Origin of the sequence: Massilia antarctica, assembly GCF_015689335.1 — a bacterium.
Taxonomy (GTDB): domain Bacteria; phylum Pseudomonadota; class Gammaproteobacteria; order Burkholderiales; family Burkholderiaceae_D; genus Telluria_A; species Telluria_A antarctica.
Genome location: NZ_CP065053.1, coordinates 6,207,100 through 6,222,920 on the forward strand (window position 1 = coordinate 6,207,100; position 15,821 = coordinate 6,222,920).

The following is a 15,821-nucleotide window of genomic DNA, read 5'->3' on the forward strand; positions in this document are numbered from 1 at the left end:
ACACACGAATAGCGCACCATGCCCAAACTCCCTGCCCCGCCCAAGCCGACAGCGGCCGAACTCGATCTGCTGCAAACCCTGTGGCCGCTCGGCGCAGCGACCGCCAAGCAGGTACACCATGCGATCCTCAAGGAACGCCCCGACGTGACCTACGCGACGGTGCTGCGGCTGATGCAGATCATGCACACCAAGGGTTTGCTGATCCGCGACGAAAGCGAACGCTCGCACGTCTACGCTCCCGCGCAAGCCCAGGATTGCCTGCAAACGAACCTGCTCAAGGACCTGATCCAGAAAGCCTTTTCCGGCTCGGCCAAGGCGCTGGTCATGGCCGCACTGCGCAGCGGCATCAGCAAAAAGGAGCGCGAAGAGATCGAAACCATGCTCAAGGAAGACGACCAATGACGGATGCCCTCATCGACAGTATCGGCTGGACCCTGCTCCACTTCACCTGGCAAGGCTTGCTGATCGGCTGCGCCTGCGCCACGGCGCTATCCCTGATGCGCAACGCGCGGCCCGAATACCGCTACAACGTGGCCTGCGCGGCGCTGCTGGCCTGCGTGTTGTGGCCTGCGGCCGACCTGGCGCTGCGCCTTCAGGACGGCGCCGCCGGCACGGCGCACATCGGCCTTGCCGGCCGCATGGCGACCGCCGCGCGCAGCGGCGACACCAGCCTGGCCGGCTGGCTGCAGGAGCAGTTGCTGTGGATCGTCGGTTTCTGGTCCGTGTGCGCGGCACTGCTGTCGCTGCGCATGGCGTCCGGACTGGTGTGGGTACGCCATGCCGCCAGGGCGCCGTTGGCCGGCCCGCAATGGCAGGCGGACGCCGCGCGCATGGCGCTCGCCTTCGGCATCACGCGCACGGTGCGCCTGCGCGTGGCCGAACACCTGGACAGCCCGCTGACGGTCGGCTGGCTGCGGCCCGTGGTGCTGGTCCCGGCAGCTCTGATGTCCGGCATGCCGCCCGAGCTGCTCGAAGCGCTGCTGGCGCACGAAATGGGGCACGTCAAGCGCTTCGACTACCTGGTCAACCTGGGCCAGAACGTGGCCGAGATCCTGCTGTTCTATCATCCCGTGGTGTGGTGGATTTCCGGCCGCATCCGGGCCGAACGCGAACTGATCGCCGACGACCTGGCGGCGCGCCATCTGGGCGAACCGCGCCGGCTGGCGCGCGCCTTGTCCGAACTCGAACGCCTCCAGTTTTCCTCGCACCACCTGGCCATGGCGGCCAACGGCGGCGACCTGGTCGCGCGCGTGCGGCGCCTGGTCAAGCCCGGCCGCCAGGCGCTCGGCTGGAAAGCGTCATTGCCCGCGCTGGGACTGGCCGCGGCCTGCCTGAGCCTGTACGCCCACGCCGCCGCCCGCTCAAGCGTCGCGCCGACGGTGGCGCGCGTGGCGCCGGTGGTCGATTTTTCCAGCTGCGCCAAGCCAGTCTGGCCGGCGGCCTCGCTCAAGGCTCAACATACGGGCACGGTCACCTTGGCCTTCAAGGTCGGTGCGAACGGCCGGGTCGCGGCCGCGCGCGTCGCATCGTCGAGCGGACATGTGCTGCTCGACGACGCAGCACGCACCGGCATCATGAAGTGCCAATTCAAGCCGGGCAGCGAGAATGGCAAGCCGGTGCCTGCGTGGATGCACATGGAATATGTGTGGATGCTCACGGACGGCGACGACTGATCGAAAAAAAGCACCGGGAGCGATTCCGGTGCTTTTCGTCGCCGAGCGCCGCGCGGGCGCGACAGGCTAGAGCGCGCTGACGTCCAGTTCGGCGCCGGTGGCGGCGACCACTTGTTCCTTGCTCACGCCAGGAGCCAGTTCGACCAGCTTCAGGCCGGCCGCGGTGACCTCGATCACGCCCAGGTCGGTGATGATCAGGTCGACCACGCCCACGCCAGTGAGCGGCAAGTCGCACTTGGGCAGGATCTTGTGCGAGGTCGAGCCATCCTTGGCCGTGGCGACGTGTTCCATCACCACCACCACGCGCTTGACCCCGGCGACCAGGTCCATCGCGCCGCCCATGCCCTTGACCATTTTTCCTGGAATCATCCAGTTGGCCAGGTCACCCTGGGCCGACACTTGCATCGCGCCCAGGATCGCCAGGTTGATCTTGCCGCCCCGGATCATGCCGAAGGAATCGGCCGAGCTGAAGTAAGCGGCGCCGGGCAATGCCGTCACGGTTTGCTTGCCGGCGTTGATCAGGTCGGCATCGACTTCATCTTCGGTCGGAAACGGACCGATGCCGAGCAAGCCGTTTTCGGATTGCAAAAATACCTCGATGTCGGCGGGAACGTAGTTCGCCACCAGGGTCGGCAAGCCGATACCCAGGTTCACGTAATAACCGTCCTGCAATTCTTTCGCCGCGCGCGCGGCCATTTCATCACGAGTCCATGCCATCTTCTTCTCCTGTGGTCTTATTTGGTGCGCACGGTGCGCTGTTCGATGCGCTTTTCCGGCGTTGCGTTGACGACGATACGGTGCACGAAAATGCTCGGCGTATGCACCTGGTCGGGATCGATCTCGCCCACTTCCACCAGTTTCTCGACTTCGACGACGGTGATCTTGCCGGCCATCGCCACGTTCGGGTTGAAGTTGCGCGCGGTCTTGCGGTACACCAGGTTGCCGGCGCGGTCGGCCATGTAGGCTTTGACCAGCGACACGTCCGCTACCAGACTGCGCTCCATCACGTATTGTTCTCCGTCAAACTCGCGCACTTCCTTGCCCTCGGCCACGATGGTGCCGACCCCGGTTTTGGTATAGAAAGCGGGGATACCGGAGCCGCCGGCGCGCAGCTTCTCGGCCAGGGTGCCCTGCGGGGTGAATTCGAGTTCGAGTTCGCCGGCCAGGTACTGGCGCGCGAATTCCTTGTTTTCACCCACGTAAGATGAAATCATCTTCTTGATCTGGCGCGTCGTGAGCAGCTGGCCGAGGCCGAAGTCGTCCACGCCGGCATTGTTGGAGATCACCGTCAGCTGCTTGACGGCCGCGTTGCGCAAGGCCAGGATCAGCGCTTCCGGTATGCCGCACAGGCCGAAACCGCCGACTGCGATGGTCTGGCCATCGCTCACGATGCCGGCCAGCGCCGATGCCGCGTCAGGATAAACTTTGTTCATTCCCTGTCCCTTTTTATAGTTGAGCTAAATTCGTTCATACTGCACGGGGACCTCGACAAACCTGCTGCGCGGCGCCAGTTTCGCCCGGCGATGCTCACCGTACCTGCGTACGGCTGCGCTTCTCGGACGAAACCGACGCGGCTCGCTACGGTTTTTCGGGGTCCCCAACACCGCGTGGTGGATTCTCAGCATAAAATACGCGGGCCAAAAGCACAATACCGTAGAACTACCGCTTATTTCCCACCGTTTCCGAATCACTGCACACCATTCAATGACCGCATCATACGCCATCGATTACGAAACCATTTTCCGTCACGCGCCGGTGGGCATGTGCATCTCGGTCGACCGCGTGATCCAGTCCTGCAACGATGCGCTCAGCTCGATGTTCGGCTACGGCCACGGCGACCTCGATGGCAAGTCGTTCCAGGTACTCTACCCGACCATGGATGAATTCCTGCGCACGGGCGACCGCATCATTCCGGTGATGAACGCGCGCGGCGTGTATTCCGACGAGCGCATCATGCGCCGCGCCGGCGGCGAATTGTTCTGGTGCCACGTGAGCGGGCGCGCGCTCGATCCGCGCGAGCCACTCGGCGCTGGCGTGTGGACGTTCGAGGATGTCAGCGAAAAGCGCCCCGTCACGGCCGAACTGACGCCGCGCGAGCGCGAAATCGCCGCCCTGCTGGTCGAAGGCAAGACCAGCAAGGTGATCGCGCGCGAAACCGACCTCAGTCCGCGCACGGTGGAAATGCACAGGGCTAAGCTGATGCGCAAGTTCTCGGCGTCCACCTCGTCCGAGCTGGTGCACAAGCTGGTCGGGGTCAGCCGCTGATCCTTTTTAGCCTGCGGCGCCACCGTCGCGGCTCAGGCCGGCCGTAAAAGCGTTGCCAATGCATCGCGCAACGGCAACTGATGTGTTTACGTGGCAAGGCGATGGTATAGTTCAGACCCACTTAAATTTCCACAAGGAAATCACATGATCTCCAGACTGAGCTGTATTTCCGTCGCCCTGCTCGCCCTGTCCGGCTGCGCGATTCATCAAAACATCAAGCCGGTCGAGCATGTCGACAGCAAAGTGGTCTGCATCATCGACAACCCCGCCGTCAGGGCGACCTTCATCGACGCCTACCAGCACGCGTTGAGCAACAAGGGATATGAAGTGAAGAAGCTGGCCGCGGGCGCCTCGCTGGTGGAGTGCCCGGTCACCTCGACCTACACCGCGACCTGGCGCTGGGACCTGGCCATGTACATGGCGTACGCCGACATCGTCGTCTACAAGAACGCCAAGCCGGCCGGCAAGGCTACCTACGACGCCACCCGGGGCGGCGGCAACATGGGCAAATTCATCGCCGCGGAAAAGAAGATCACGGAACTTGTCGACCAGCTGTTCCCGAACTTGGCCGGGTCGTAAAAGATAGCGCGGCCCGCTCTCCGGGCCGCGCTCGGGACCTGCGTTATTACTTCTTGCCGTTTGCCAGGCGCACGAAGTCGCCTTTCAGGGCAACGCCGCCGACGATGTTACCGACGTGGCACTCAAAGTCGGTTTCGCTCGAATACGTGGCGTTCTTGTAGTTGCTGGTGATATTGATCACCGCGTTCGCGCCGACTTCCTGGGCGCGCTTCTGCAAGGCCAGCATGGCCGACAGGAAGGCCCAGTGGCACACTGCCTGGTCGGTCTTGCCGAAGGCATTGGTCTTCTGGCTGGTCTGGTCCGAGCCGCGCTTTTCCAGCACCTTCGGCGTTTTCTGCGGGCCGAAATAGTAAGCGATGGAGTCGCCCAGGCGTTCCTTGGCGTTGTTATCCTGCAGGGCGCCGTCGAACGGCAATACGACTTTCTTGTCGGACGCGTGGGCCGGCAGCGCGCCACCGATTACTGCCAGGACTGCCATCGTCGAGAGGATTTTTTTCATTCGTGTAGTTCTCCAGGTTAGCCATACTTCTTAAAAATCAGCGACGTGTTAATGCCGCCGAACGCAAAATTATTGGACATGATGTAGTCGGTGTCGATACGCCGGCCCTCGGTGTGGATGTAGTCGAGCGGGGCGCAGCGCGGATCGACCTGTTCCAGGTTGATGGTGGGCGCGAACCAGCCCTCGCGCATCATCTCGATGCTGATCCACGCCTCCAGCGCGCCGCAGGCGCCCAGGGTGTGGCCCATATAGCTTTTCAATGAGCTGATCGGCACGCGCGCGCCGAACATGGCGTTGGTGGCCTGCGTTTCAGCGATGTCGCCCTGGTCGGTGGCGGTGCCGTGCGCATTCACGTAGCCGATGTCGTCCGGTGCCAGGCCGGCGTCGGCCAGGGACAGTTCCATCGCGATCTTCATCGTCGCCGCATTCGGCTGCGTCACGTGGCAACCGTCGCTGTTGGTGCCGAAACCCACCAGTTCCGCGTGAATGGTGGCGCCGCGCGCGAGCGCATGCTCCATCTCTTCCAGGATCAGGCAACCGGCGCCCTCCCCGATCACCAGGCCGTCGCGCGCGCTGTCGAAGGGACGCGGCGTGATGCCCGGGGTGTCGTTGCGCGTGCTGGTGGCGAACAGGGTGTCGAACACCGCCGCCTCGGTCGCGCACAGTTCCTCGGCGCCGCCGGCCACCATGGCGGTCTGCTGGCCGTTGCGGATCGCTTCGTACGCGTAGCCGATGCCCTGGCTGCCCGAGGTGCAGGCCGACGAGGTGGTGATCACCCTTCCGGTCAGGCCGAAGAACACGCCGATGTTCACCGGCGCCGTGTGCGACATCATCTTGATGTAGGTGGTGGCATTGATGCCGCGCGTGCTGCGCTCTTCCATCATGCGGCCGAAGTCGCCGATGGCGCTCGGCGTGCCGGCAGAGGAACCGAAGGACACGCCCATGCGCCCGCTCTTGAGCAGCGGATGCTCCAGCAGGCCGGCATGCGCGAGCGCCATTTCGCTGGCGCGCGTGGCCATCAGCGCCACCCGTCCCATGCTGCGCATGGCCTTGCGGTGAAAGCGTTCGCCCAGCTCGAACGGCGCGGCCGGCGCGCCCAATTTGGTGTTCAAGCCTTCGTAGTCGGCCCATTCAAGCATCGGCGCGATGGCGTTGCGGTATTCGCCCAGGCGCGTGCGGATCGCGGCCCAGTCGTTGCCCAGGGGGCTGATGCCGGCCATGCCGGTGACGACGACGCGGCGCTTCATACCATGCCTCCATTGACGGAAATAACCTGGCGCGTGATGTACGAGGCATCGGCGCCGATCAGGAAGCTGACCGCGGCGGCCACCTCCTCCGGTTTGCCGACCCGCTTGGCCGGAATCATCTTGAGCGCTTCTTCCATCGGCACGTCGCTGATCATGTCGGTTTCGATCAGGCCCGGCGCAACGCAGTTGACAGTGATGGCGCGCTTGGCCAGCTCGATCGCCAGCGCCTTGGTGGCGCCGATGATGCCGGCCTTGGCGGCGCTGTAATTGACCTGCCCGCGGTTGCCGGCCAGGCCGGAAACGGAGGCCATGGTGACGATGCGTCCGGCCTTGCGGCGCTGGACCAGCGGCATCACGAGGGGATTGAGCACGTTATAAAAGCCATCGAGGTTGGTCTTGAGGACGATGTCCCAATCCTCGCCGCTCATGGCCGGAAATGCATTGTCGCGCGCCACGCCGGCGTTGCACACCACGCCGTAGTAACAGCCGTGCTCGCCGATATCGGCCAGCAGGGCCGCCGCCGCGACATCGCGCTCGCCGATGTCGAACTGCAGCACGCGCGCGCGCCGTCCCATCGCCTCGATCTCGCGCGCGACCGCATCGGCCTCGGCGCGCTGGCTGCGGCAATGGACGACGATATCGTAACCGTCGCGCGCCAGGCGCAGCGCGATCGCCTTGCCGATGCCGCGCGACGAACCTGTCACCAATACTGTCTCGTTGATACTGCTCTGGCTACTCATTTAAAAACTCCGCTGCAAAAATTCGTTAACATTATCGGGCTGGAAGACCGTGATGGTGGCATTGGCCAGATTCGCCCCGCTGGCGCCATCGTCGATGCGGCAGTCGAATGCGCCCAGGCCGTTCTCGCCCTGCAGCACGTGCTGCACATGCACATGCAGCACACTGCCCAGCGCGAACAGCGGCACGGTGGTCTGGTAGCGCCGCGCGCCCAGCAGGAAGCCCACGCGCACCGCGTCGCCGCGCAAACGCGCCAGAAATCCGGCCTGGGCGGCAATCGCCTGCGCCATGTACTCGATGCCGACCCAGGAACCGACGCCCGCCTCTGCTCCTGTTGCGTCGAAAAACACACTGTGCTGGCTAATCGTCACTTCCGCGCACAGGGTGCTGGTGCCGGCCGTGAGCACGCGGTCGAGAAACACCATCTCGCCTTCATGCGGGACCAGCGCGCGGATGTCGGGGTAGCTGTCGCTGTTCATCGGGTCCGTCCCAGGATCAGGGTGGCGTTCGAGCCGCCGAACGCGAACGAGTTACTCAAAGCCCAGTCGAGCGGACGCCCGAGGCGCGCACCCGGCGCGGCCACGTTCAGCGCCGGCAGCGCCGGATCGGGCACGCCGTCCCACAGGTGCGGCGGCAGCAGCCCCTCGGGATTATCGTCCTGCATGGCCAGCCAGATCAAGGCCGCTTCCAGCGCGGCCGCCGCGCCCAGCGCGTGGCCGGTAAAACCCTTGGTCGAACTGACCGGCACGGCCGCGCCGAACAGGTCGTGCACCACGCGCGACTCCATCGCATCGTTCTGGATGGTCGCGGTGCCGTGCAGGTTGATGTAGTCTATCTGCCCCGCGTCAATACCGGCGCGCGTCAGCGCTTCGGTGATCGCCAGGCGCGCCCCGCTGCCGGCCGGATCGGGCGCCGACATGTGGTGCCCGTCGGACGCCTCGCCCCAGCCGCACAGGGCGACCGCCGCCGGCTCGCGTGTCATCAGGAACAGCGCGGCGCCTTCGCCGATGTTGATGCCCTCGCGGTTGGCGCTCAAGGGGTTGCAGCGCGCCGCGCTGACCGATTCGAGCGCCGAAAACCCCGCGACGGTGAAGCCGCACAGGGTATCGACGCCGCCGGTGACGACGGCATCGCACAGGCCCATGCGGATCAGGCGCGCGGCACTGGCCAGGGCCTTGGCGCCGGACGCGCAAGCGCTCGAATGGGCGTAAGCCGGACCGCTGACGTTCAATTCGCGCGCCAGCATGGCCGCAGGCGAACCCATTTCCTGCTGCGCGTAATGAAACTCGGCCGGCAGCGGTGCGCCCGTGGAGTGGGCGTGCAGGGCCGCTTCGGTTTCGGCGATGCCGGACGTGCTGGTGCCGATCACGATGCCGATGCGGTTGGCGCCGTAGCGCAGCACAGCCGCATCGACCGCGGCGCGGATCTGCGCCAGCGCGGCCAGGGCCATGCGATTGTTGCGGCTGCGCTGGCCGAGCGGGAGCGCGGCGTCGTCGGGCAGCGCGCTCAGTACGCGCCCGAGCGGCAGCACGCGGCCGGGCGACCAGGCGTCGGTCGGGGCGATGCCGCTCGCGCCGGCGAACATGGCGCGTTTGACCTGCTCATGCGAGTCGCCCAGCGCGCACACGATCCCGCATTCGTTTAAGTACAGCTTCATATTCTCAAGGGGCCGACTCGATGGTCAGGCGGTAATCGTAACGCAGGTTGTCGAGGGTTACAGTGCCGCTCCAGCGCGGCATCTGCGTGTAGGTAATCGTGGCCACCACCGCGCCATCGAGGGTCAGGGTGCGGCGCAGGCCGGCGTCTTCGATGCGCCAGCCCTGCGGCAGGCTGGCCGCGATGGCGTCGGCCGGCCACAGGGTCAGCTGCAGGTCTTCGAGCACGTCTTCGGCGCGCACCTGCTTGGGCAGCATCAGGTGGCGCCACGAGGTCAGCTCCTTGCCATCGTAGCTCAGGCTCAGGACGCGCTGGCCGAACGCCAGGCCGACCATCTGCACCTGCTTCGGGTCGACTTCGACGGCGGCATCGAGTTCGTCGATGCGGCCCTTGCGCTCGACTTTCAAGTGCTGCTGCACGCTGATAGTGGACTGCAGCGCATCCGGGGCCAGCTTGATGCCGAGCCGCGCGAGGGGCGCGGGCGGCGTGGCGCAGGCGGCCAGCAGCACGGCGGCCAGCAGCGGCGCAGCCAGGTGGAGGCGGTGTTCAAGCATGTTCATTTTCCTTGGTATTCGCAAAACAGGGCACCAGCAGCCACGCGAGCGCGGTCCCGATCAGCATGGTCAGCCCGAATGCCTGCAAGGCCGGAGTGCGGCTCAGGCCAAGCAGACCGAAAGACAAAATCGTATTCGCCGCCGACAGGCCCACGGCCAGCCATGGCGTGGTATCGCGCCGGCCCGGATGCTCCTGCATGAAGATGCCGTAATCGACGCCCACGCCAAGCAGCAGCATCAGCGCGAGCACGTGGAACAGTTGCAGCGACTGGCCGGCCAATCCGAGCACGCCGAGCGTGGCGATGGTCGCCACGGCGGTCGGCGCCAGCACCCTCCATGCGTTGCCGCGATAGCGCGGGTACAGCAGCACGAACACCACCGCGTACGCCGCCAGCACCACCCAGCCCATGTACTGGCGATAGCGCCCCAGCACCGATGAAATCTCGGCCACCTTGTCGACCCACTGCACGCCTTCCATGCCCTCGCCGGCGCGGCGCAAGTCCGGCAGCGCGGCCATGTTCATGCCGCGCAGCGCGACGATGCTGGCGTGGACGCCTTCGATGTCGCCCAGCCACAGGTGGCGCCACGGTTCGCTCGGCGGCGTCTTGAGGAATTCCTCTGGTGTGAGCGGCGCGCGCGGCGCCATCAGGTGGGCGCGCGTGGCGGCGCTCCAGGCGCTGTCTTCGTCGATGGCCTTGGCCAGAGAGTCGAGCGGGCCGCCGGGCGCCAGCAGTTTGCTGTCGATCAGGGCGCGCCGTTCGACCTGCGTGCGTATCGACGGCACCCAGTTCGACATGGCCTGGTAGCCGCCGATGCGTTTGGCGGCGACCAGCGGGTCGAGGCGGCGCTTGAGCGCTTCCTCGCGCTGGAGCACGATTTCGGCGCTGGCGCCGCGCACCAGGAAGTATTGGACTGGCGTAGGCGCGTCGAGCAGCTTGCCCAGTTTGATCTGGTCATCGATCAGGTGCTTGGGCGGGGTTTGCAAGGAGCGGATATCGTCGTTGACGCCAAGGCGCGACCAGCCGAAACCGGCCAGCACGGCAAACAAGGCCGCGATGATCAGGGTCGGTAGGTTCAGTTGCACGCGCGGCCAGCGCGCCAGGGTGGCGCCGTAACGGCGCGCCAGGGCGCCCGTCCTGAGGGTGCCGCCCGAGACCAGCAGCGGGAACCAGCAAGTCACGGTCAGCCAGGCGAACACCAGGCCCACGGCCGAGAACACGGCCATGTGGCGCAGGCCGGGGAACGGGGTGAAGCCGAGCCCCGTGTAGCCGATCACCGCTGCCAGCAGGGTCAGGCCCAGTCCCGGCAGCAGGCGTTTGAGCAGGCGCACCGAATTCTCGGCCGGGTCGGCGCTGAGGCGGTTGCACAGGAAGTAGATGCCGTAATCCTGGGCCACGCCGATCAGGCTTGCCCCGAACACGAGGGTCAGCAGGTGGATGCGGCCGAACAGCAGCCAGCACACCGACAGCGAACCGAGAAAGCCGATCCCGATCGACAGCAGTACCAGCGCGATCGGGCGCAGCGAACGGAAGGTGAACCAGGTCAGCAGCACGATGCCGGCCAGGGAACCGACGCCGATGGTCGACATTTCGCCTTCGGCCTGGCCACTGGCGGCTGACGCATGCAGCACCACGCCGGCGGTAATGACGTTCGCCTTCGGGGCGGCCTTGAGCGCGGCCTGTTTGGCCTGTTCGAGCAGCGGCACCACGGTTTGCTGGGCCGTCATCGAAAACGCCGGCGCGCGCATGGTCAGCGGCATGAGCACATACTGGCGCTCGGCGTCGGACACGAACAGCTTGCCGTCGCGCGGACGCACCGGCGTTTCTTGCGCGCGGTCCTGGACCCAGCCGGAAAACAGGCCGAACGGATCGTCGCGGAAGGCGCCCAGTTTCGGACCGGAGAAAGCGGAATACAGCTTGGCCAGGGCGGCATCGGTCCAGAATTGCGCTCTTTCGCTGCGCAGTTGCGCTTCCTGCCGCGCGGTGAGCAAGGCGGCGCTGTGCTTCTGGAACGGCGCCAGCCAGTCGCCCTGGGTTTCGTCAGACAGTTTCACCGCTTCGAGTACGCCGGGATGGCCGGCCAGCACAGCGTTGTAGGCGTCGGCGGCGCGCGTGGCATCAGTCCAATCGGGGGCGCCGACCAGCACGATCACGCGCTGCTGCGCCGCGTCCACCATGTGGGTGAACGACTGCTGCAGGATCGGGTCGCGCTCCTGCACCGGCAGCAAGGCCAGGATATCGGTGTCGGGCACGATGCGCTGGACCACCCACAGATAGGCGTTATGCCCCAGCAGGGCGCAGACCACCAGCGCCCAGAGCCAGGCCAGCCACTTGTGCCGCTTTACTTCGGAATTCACAGCAGCGCCGCCTCCTCAAGGGTAATCGCGCCCTCGCCTGTCTTGATCTCGGAGAAGACGATGACGGTTTTGTCACCGCTCGCTTCAGCGATCTGGATATTCTTCACGTAGGCGCCGCCATCGAGCGAAATGGCGCCGATCGCCTTGGCCAGCGCCGGCTGGCGCGCCTTGAGCGCGACGTTCCAGCTGCCGCCATCGACATTGCCATCGACCTCGAACAGGGTTTCGAGCTGGCCCAGGTCGCCCGACAGCAGCGAGAACAGCACGCTGTTAATCATGCGCACGGTCGGTTCCTGCTTCGCTTCGAGGCGCATCGCCACCCGCTCGCCCTGGAAGCTGACGATTTCGTCGCGCGTCAGGCGCAGGGTGTTCGGGAACGGCTTCAGGGTGCGCCACAACACGCCCTTGCCCGCGACGACGCAAAAGCGCCCGTTCGAGGCGAGCGGCTTTTTCATGCCGGCCAGTTGCTTGGTCTGGTCGAAGCGGCCGCACAGGACGGCCGGCTTGGCCAGCAATGCCTGGATCTTGGCGATCGGCGCGGTGGCGCTGGCGACGGCGCAGGTGGCGCTGACGGCGAGGGCGAAGATCAAACGTTTCATGCGTGGGTTACTCCTAATTTTTCAAACAGCACGGGCGGCGACATGAAGCACATCTCGCCGCTGGCGATATCGACCGCCACTTGCGTGGTGCTGGCGCGGTTGAGGCGCTTGCCGCTGGCAAGGTCGCTGATCAGGTAATCGATCTTCAGGCGGTTTTCGTATTCGACGATTTCGGCGCGCAGGAGCAGGCGCTGGCCGAAGACGGCCGGCCCGATATAGCGCAGGTTCATGTCGATCACCGGCCAGGCGAAGCCGGACGCCTTCATCTGCACGTAGTTGTAGTCGATCTTGTCGAGCAGCGCGCAGCGCGCAACTTCGAGGTATTTGACGTAGTTACCGTGCCAGACGATTTCCATCGGGTCCAGGTCGAAGAACTGGACCTGCATCTCGGTCTCGGAAAACCAGCGGCTTGGCGGCGCGCCCCTACGCATACAGGGTCCAGGCCTGTTCGCGCAGGCGCGTGATCAGCACGCGCAGCTCGGGCTCCAGGCGGCGGTCTTCGGCCACCGGCGCCACGTCTTCGCCCAATTTTTCCATCATGTCGGCCAGCGCTTGCGGCGCCGGGTTTTCCGGATTGACGCGCAAGCGCAGCCACACGCCCTGGCGCACCGTGATCAGGAGCGCGGCGACAACCTGCTCGGTCAGTTCCAGCACGCGCAGGCAGTCGCGCGCGGCGATGGTGCCCATGCTGACCTTGTCCTGGTTGTGGCATTCGGTCGAACGCGAGAACACCGAGGCCGGCATGGTCAGTTTCAGCGCTTCGGCGGTCCACGCCGAGGAACTGATCTGCAAGGCTTTCAGGCCATGGTTGATGGCCGCGCGCGGCCCTTCGGCACCCGACAGATTCGCAGGCAGGCCGTGGTTGTAGCGGCTGTCGACCAGCAGCGCCATCTGGCGGTCCAGCAGGTCGGCCAGGTTGGCCACGGCGTTCTTCATGCCGTCCATGGCAAAGGCGATGTGGCCGCCGTAGAAGTGCCCGCCGTGCAGCACGCGCTCGCCTTCGGCGTCGATGATCGGATTGTCGTTGGCGCTATTAAGTTCATTTTCGATCGACTGGCGGAAGAACGGCAGCGCGTCGGCCAGCACGCCGATGACGTGCGGCGCGCAGCGGATCGAGTAGCGGTCCTGCAGGCGCTTGCCGTTGCGTTCGGCCTGGCCCACATGCAGGTCGTCGCGCAGCCATGCGGCCACGCCCTGCATGCCGGCGTGCGGCTTGACCGAGAACAGGGTCTCGTCGAAGTGATGGGCATTGCCGTCCAGCGCGAACGAGGCCATGGCGGTGATGCGGGTGCACACGCGCGTGAGATACTCGGCGCGGTCATAGGCCAGGCAGGCCAGCGCGGTCATGACGGCGGTGCCGTTCATGATCGCCAGTCCTTCTTTCGGGCGCAGCCGCAGCGGCGTGATGCCGGCTTCCTTGAGTGCTTGCGCGGCCGGCATCTGCACGCCGTCGCGCCACACTTCGCGCTCGCCGCACAGCACCGCCGCCAGGTAGGACAGCGGGGTCAGGTCGCCGCTGGCGCCGACCGAGCCTTCGCTCGGGATCAGCGGCAACAGGCCGGCGTCGAGCAGGCGCGCGATCTGTTCCAGCAGTTCGACGCTCACGCCGGAAAAGCCCTTGGACAGCGAGGCCAGGCGCGTGGCCATCACCGCGCGCGTTTGCGCCGGCGTGAGGTACTCGCCCAGGCCGCAGCCGTGATAGGTGTACAGGTGGTGCGGCAGTTCGGCCACCAGGTCGGGCGGAATCGATACCGTGCACGAGTCGCCGTAACCGGTGGTGACGCCGTAAATGGTGCCGTCCTCGCGCAGCAGGCGGTCTAGGAAGTCGGCGCCGCGCGCGATCGCCGCGCGGAACACCGGGTCGGGCGAGAGCACGGCGCTGGCAGTGCCGCGCGCGATATCGACGATATCTTCGATCGTCAGACGTTCGCGGTCGAATTGGACGGCGCGGCGGGTAGTGGAGAGGTCAGGGTGCATCGTTCTTGTCCAAATGGGGTAAGTGCCAGAAATCGTAAAAGTTGAACCACTCGAGCGGCGAGCGGACGCAGTGGTGCTGCAGGCGTGCCGCGAAGTCGCCGGCCACCTGGGCCAGTACCTCGTCGCGGCCCTTGCGCGGCAGGCGCACCGATTCGCGCAGCAGTTCGAAGTTCACTTCGTAGCCGCGTCCGACGCGGGTCGAGAACATCATGTAGAGCGGGCATTGCAGGATCGAGGCCAGCACGTAAGGCCCGACCGGAAAGGGGGCTTCGCTGCCCAGGAACGGCGCCAGCGCCACCCTCGGATCGGGCGACACCGGCACGCGGTCGCCGGCGATGACGACGAATTCGCCCCGCCCTACCCGCTCCGACAGCATCATCGCGGTGGCCGGGTTCATCTCGGTCACCTGCAGCAGATTGGTCTGGCTGCGCGGGTCGAGCGAAGCAAGCATGTTGTTGAAGGCCTGCGCGTGGCGCGTGTGCACCAGCACCGTCAGGGTCAGGCCCGGCACGTCGTTCGACAGCACGCGGCACAAGTCGGCGTTGCCCAGGTGCGTGCAGACCAGCACCGCGCCGCGCTTTTCGTCCAGCATGCGCCGCAAAGGTTCCATGCCGTGGTGGCTGACCAGGTTCTTGTCGAACAGGCCGCCCCACAGCAGCATCTTGTCGAGAATGGCTTCGGCAAAGCTGCCGAAGTGGCGCAGCACGCCGTACCAGCCGCCCGGCACCGGCGCAAAGGCACGCATCCGGTCCAGATAATTGGTGGAGGCGCGGCGCGCGGCCGGCTTGGTAAGCACGTACCACGCCAGCACGGGATACAGCACCACCCGGAACGGCCAGCGGCCGAACACGCGGCACACCCAGAACAGCAGGCGCATGCCGCCCACGAAGCTCGATTCCGAGATCGCGGCCCAGTGGCTGGCGTGCAGCTTTGTCATGCGCTCCGCCATTTGCGCGCCAGCAGCTTGGGCAGACGGATCAGCATGCCGAAAAACAGCACCGTATGCATGCGCGAAATGAGCACGTTGTCGCGAAAGGCCATGAAGTGCGATACGCCGTCGCTCGGGTAGGTCACGCGGGTCGGCAGGTTCACCACCTGCACTTCGTCCCAGAACAGGCGCACCAGGATTTCGGAGTCGAAATTCATGCGCTTGCCCAGCGCGCAGCGCGCATCGAGCGAGAGCACGGGCGCCACCGGATAGATGCGAAAGCCGCACATCGAATCGCGGATCGCGAACGACAAGGTGTTAATCCAGATCCAGACATGGGTCAGGTAGCGCGCGTACAGGCGCAGCTTCGGCACCGACTGGTCGTACACCGGGCAGCCGGCGATGACCGCGTGCGGATGCAGGCGCGCGAGCGCCACGAAGCGCGGAATATCGTCGGTATTGTGCTGGCCGTCGGCGTCGACCTGCAGCAGGTGCGTGTAGCCGGCTTGCGCAGCGCTGCGAAAGCCGGTCAGCACGGCCGCGCCCTTGCCCTGGTTGACGGCGTGGCGCACCAGCACGACCGTGCCGGGATGCGCCGCCGCCAGCTGGTCGAGCACGCGCGCGCACGACGGCTTGCTGCCGTCATCGACCAGCATGCACGGCAAGCCGTGAGCGAGCACCGCCTCGACCACGGCGCCGATGGCGTGTTCGTGGTCGTACACGGGGATCATCACGCAGGGCTTGAACATG

At 65.8% G+C, this 15,821-nt stretch carries 18 protein-coding genes; 4 read left to right on the forward strand and 14 right to left on the reverse strand.

Translation table 11 applies throughout. The features are described from left to right. Positions 1-18: 18 nt before the first annotated feature. Positions 19-402, forward strand: a complete 384-nt coding sequence (locus tag IV454_RS27250) for a BlaI/MecI/CopY family transcriptional regulator (RefSeq protein ID WP_054262998.1) — start codon at positions 19-21, stop codon at positions 400-402. Continuing rightward, positions 399-1,673: a M56 family metallopeptidase gene (locus IV454_RS27255; RefSeq protein WP_206088711.1), complete on the forward strand. Its 1,275-nt coding sequence runs from the start codon at positions 399-401 to the stop codon at positions 1,671-1,673. The genes IV454_RS27250 and IV454_RS27255 overlap by 4 nt, the downstream gene beginning before the upstream one ends. A 66-nt stretch (positions 1,674-1,739) precedes the next feature. On the opposite strand, the gene IV454_RS27260 is transcribed toward IV454_RS27255, so the two are convergent. Beyond that, the gene (locus tag IV454_RS27260) at positions 1,740-2,390 is read right to left on the reverse strand and encodes a 3-oxoacid CoA-transferase subunit B (protein ID WP_206088712.1); all 651 of its coding nucleotides are present in this window, start codon (positions 2,388-2,390) and stop codon (positions 1,740-1,742) included. Between the two features lie 17 nt (positions 2,391-2,407). Beyond that, the gene (locus tag IV454_RS27265) at positions 2,408-3,106 is read right to left on the reverse strand and encodes a CoA transferase subunit A (RefSeq protein WP_054263001.1); all 699 of its coding nucleotides are present in this window, start codon (positions 3,104-3,106) and stop codon (positions 2,408-2,410) included. 271 nt (positions 3,107-3,377) lie between these two features. On the opposite strand from IV454_RS27265, the gene IV454_RS27270 reads away from it, so the two are divergent. Together IV454_RS27270 and IV454_RS27275 are read left to right on the forward strand one after the other, a co-directional pair. Beyond that, the gene (locus IV454_RS27270) at positions 3,378-3,938 is read left to right on the forward strand and encodes a PAS and helix-turn-helix domain-containing protein (RefSeq protein WP_054263002.1); all 561 of its coding nucleotides are present in this window, start codon (positions 3,378-3,380) and stop codon (positions 3,936-3,938) included. A 144-nt stretch (positions 3,939-4,082) separates the two neighbouring features. Then, on the forward strand, positions 4,083-4,517 hold the full coding sequence (locus IV454_RS27275) for an Sbal_3080 family lipoprotein (protein WP_206088713.1): 435 nt from the start codon (positions 4,083-4,085) through the stop codon (positions 4,515-4,517). Positions 4,518-4,563: 46 nt separating this feature from the next. Here the strand turns inward: IV454_RS27275 and IV454_RS27280 are convergent, their stop codons facing one another. Genes IV454_RS27280 through IV454_RS27335 form a run of 12 tightly spaced genes read right to left on the reverse strand, consistent with a single transcriptional unit; the run spans position 4,564 to position 15,820 of the window. Further along, entirely contained in the window at positions 4,564-5,016 is a 453-nt protein-coding gene (locus IV454_RS27280) for an excinuclease ATPase subunit (protein WP_206088714.1), read from the reverse strand. 17 nt (positions 5,017-5,033) lie between these two features. After that, positions 5,034-6,263 carry a beta-ketoacyl-ACP synthase gene (locus IV454_RS27285; protein WP_206088715.1) on the reverse strand — a complete coding sequence of 410 codons (1,230 nt, stop codon included), beginning with the start codon at positions 6,261-6,263 and terminating at the stop codon, positions 5,034-5,036. After that, the gene (locus tag IV454_RS27290) at positions 6,260-7,003 is read right to left on the reverse strand and encodes a 3-ketoacyl-ACP reductase FabG2 (RefSeq protein WP_206088716.1); all 744 of its coding nucleotides are present in this window, start codon (positions 7,001-7,003) and stop codon (positions 6,260-6,262) included. Before IV454_RS27290 ends, IV454_RS27285 begins: the two co-directional genes overlap by 4 nt. Further along, a complete protein-coding gene (locus IV454_RS27295) occupies positions 7,004-7,480 on the reverse strand; it encodes a hotdog family protein (RefSeq protein WP_206088717.1) in 477 nt (158 codons plus the stop codon). Beyond that, a complete protein-coding gene (locus IV454_RS27300; protein ID WP_206088718.1) occupies positions 7,477-8,658 on the reverse strand; it encodes a beta-ketoacyl-ACP synthase in 1,182 nt (393 codons plus the stop codon). Before IV454_RS27300 ends, IV454_RS27295 begins: the two co-directional genes overlap by 4 nt. Before the next feature lie 4 nt (positions 8,659-8,662). Next, on the reverse strand, positions 8,663-9,211 hold the full coding sequence (locus tag IV454_RS27305; protein WP_181002634.1) for a DUF3261 domain-containing protein: 549 nt from the start codon (positions 9,209-9,211) through the stop codon (positions 8,663-8,665). Then, on the reverse strand, positions 9,204-11,567 hold the full coding sequence (locus tag IV454_RS27310) for an MMPL family transporter (RefSeq protein WP_206088719.1): 2,364 nt from the start codon (positions 11,565-11,567) through the stop codon (positions 9,204-9,206). Before IV454_RS27310 ends, IV454_RS27305 begins: the two co-directional genes overlap by 8 nt. Then, complete coding sequence (locus IV454_RS27315) at positions 11,564-12,166, reverse strand: LolA family protein (RefSeq protein WP_054263011.1); 603 nt, start codon at positions 12,164-12,166, stop codon at positions 11,564-11,566. The genes IV454_RS27310 and IV454_RS27315 overlap by 4 nt, the downstream gene beginning before the upstream one ends. Continuing rightward, positions 12,163-12,597 carry an acyl-CoA thioesterase gene (locus IV454_RS27320; RefSeq protein ID WP_206088720.1) on the reverse strand — a complete coding sequence of 145 codons (435 nt, stop codon included), beginning with the start codon at positions 12,595-12,597 and terminating at the stop codon, positions 12,163-12,165. The genes IV454_RS27315 and IV454_RS27320 overlap by 4 nt, the downstream gene beginning before the upstream one ends. Further along, on the reverse strand, positions 12,590-14,143 hold the full coding sequence (locus tag IV454_RS27325; protein WP_206088721.1) for an HAL/PAL/TAL family ammonia-lyase: 1,554 nt from the start codon (positions 14,141-14,143) through the stop codon (positions 12,590-12,592). The genes IV454_RS27320 and IV454_RS27325 overlap by 8 nt, the downstream gene beginning before the upstream one ends. Continuing rightward, entirely contained in the window at positions 14,133-15,080 is a 948-nt protein-coding gene (locus IV454_RS27330) for a lysophospholipid acyltransferase family protein (RefSeq protein ID WP_206088722.1), read from the reverse strand. The genes IV454_RS27325 and IV454_RS27330 overlap by 11 nt, the downstream gene beginning before the upstream one ends. Beyond that, on the reverse strand, positions 15,077-15,820 hold the full coding sequence (locus tag IV454_RS27335) for a glycosyltransferase family 2 protein (RefSeq protein ID WP_206088723.1): 744 nt from the start codon (positions 15,818-15,820) through the stop codon (positions 15,077-15,079). The genes IV454_RS27330 and IV454_RS27335 overlap by 4 nt, the downstream gene beginning before the upstream one ends. Position 15,821 lies beyond the last annotated feature (1 nt).

Bases quoted from the DNA above. Each gene is read 5' to 3' on its own strand.
- IV454_RS27250 (WP_054262998.1), top strand. From the start codon at position 19: ATGCCCAAACTCCCTGCCCCGCCCAAGCCGACAGCGGCCGAACTCGAT.
- IV454_RS27285 (WP_206088715.1), bottom strand. From the start codon at position 6,263: ATGAAGCGCCGCGTCGTCGTCACCGGCATGGCCGGCATCAGCCCCCTG.
- IV454_RS27320 (WP_206088720.1), bottom strand. From the start codon at position 12,597: ATGCGTAGGGGCGCGCCGCCAAGCCGCTGGTTTTCCGAGACCGAGATG.
- IV454_RS27335 (WP_206088723.1), bottom strand. From the start codon at position 15,820: ATGTTCAAGCCCTGCGTGATGATCCCCGTGTACGACCACGAACACGCC.
- IV454_RS27275 (WP_206088713.1), top strand. From the start codon at position 4,083: ATGATCTCCAGACTGAGCTGTATTTCCGTCGCCCTGCTCGCCCTGTCC.
- IV454_RS27300 (WP_206088718.1), bottom strand. From the start codon at position 8,658: ATGAAGCTGTACTTAAACGAATGCGGGATCGTGTGCGCGCTGGGCGAC.
- IV454_RS27260 (WP_206088712.1), bottom strand. From the start codon at position 2,390: ATGGCATGGACTCGTGATGAAATGGCCGCGCGCGCGGCGAAAGAATTG.
- IV454_RS27325 (WP_206088721.1), bottom strand. From the start codon at position 14,143: ATGCACCCTGACCTCTCCACTACCCGCCGCGCCGTCCAATTCGACCGC.
- IV454_RS27305 (WP_181002634.1), bottom strand. From the start codon at position 9,211: ATGCTTGAACACCGCCTCCACCTGGCTGCGCCGCTGCTGGCCGCCGTG.
- IV454_RS27265 (WP_054263001.1), bottom strand. From the start codon at position 3,106: ATGAACAAAGTTTATCCTGACGCGGCATCGGCGCTGGCCGGCATCGTG.
- IV454_RS27315 (WP_054263011.1), bottom strand. From the start codon at position 12,166: ATGAAACGTTTGATCTTCGCCCTCGCCGTCAGCGCCACCTGCGCCGTC.
- IV454_RS27295 (WP_206088717.1), bottom strand. From the start codon at position 7,480: ATGAACAGCGACAGCTACCCCGACATCCGCGCGCTGGTCCCGCATGAA.
- IV454_RS27290 (WP_206088716.1), bottom strand. From the start codon at position 7,003: ATGAGTAGCCAGAGCAGTATCAACGAGACAGTATTGGTGACAGGTTCG.
- IV454_RS27255 (WP_206088711.1), top strand. From the start codon at position 399: ATGACGGATGCCCTCATCGACAGTATCGGCTGGACCCTGCTCCACTTC.
- IV454_RS27330 (WP_206088722.1), bottom strand. From the start codon at position 15,080: ATGACAAAGCTGCACGCCAGCCACTGGGCCGCGATCTCGGAATCGAGC.
- IV454_RS27270 (WP_054263002.1), top strand. From the start codon at position 3,378: ATGACCGCATCATACGCCATCGATTACGAAACCATTTTCCGTCACGCG.
- IV454_RS27280 (WP_206088714.1), bottom strand. From the start codon at position 5,016: ATGAAAAAAATCCTCTCGACGATGGCAGTCCTGGCAGTAATCGGTGGC.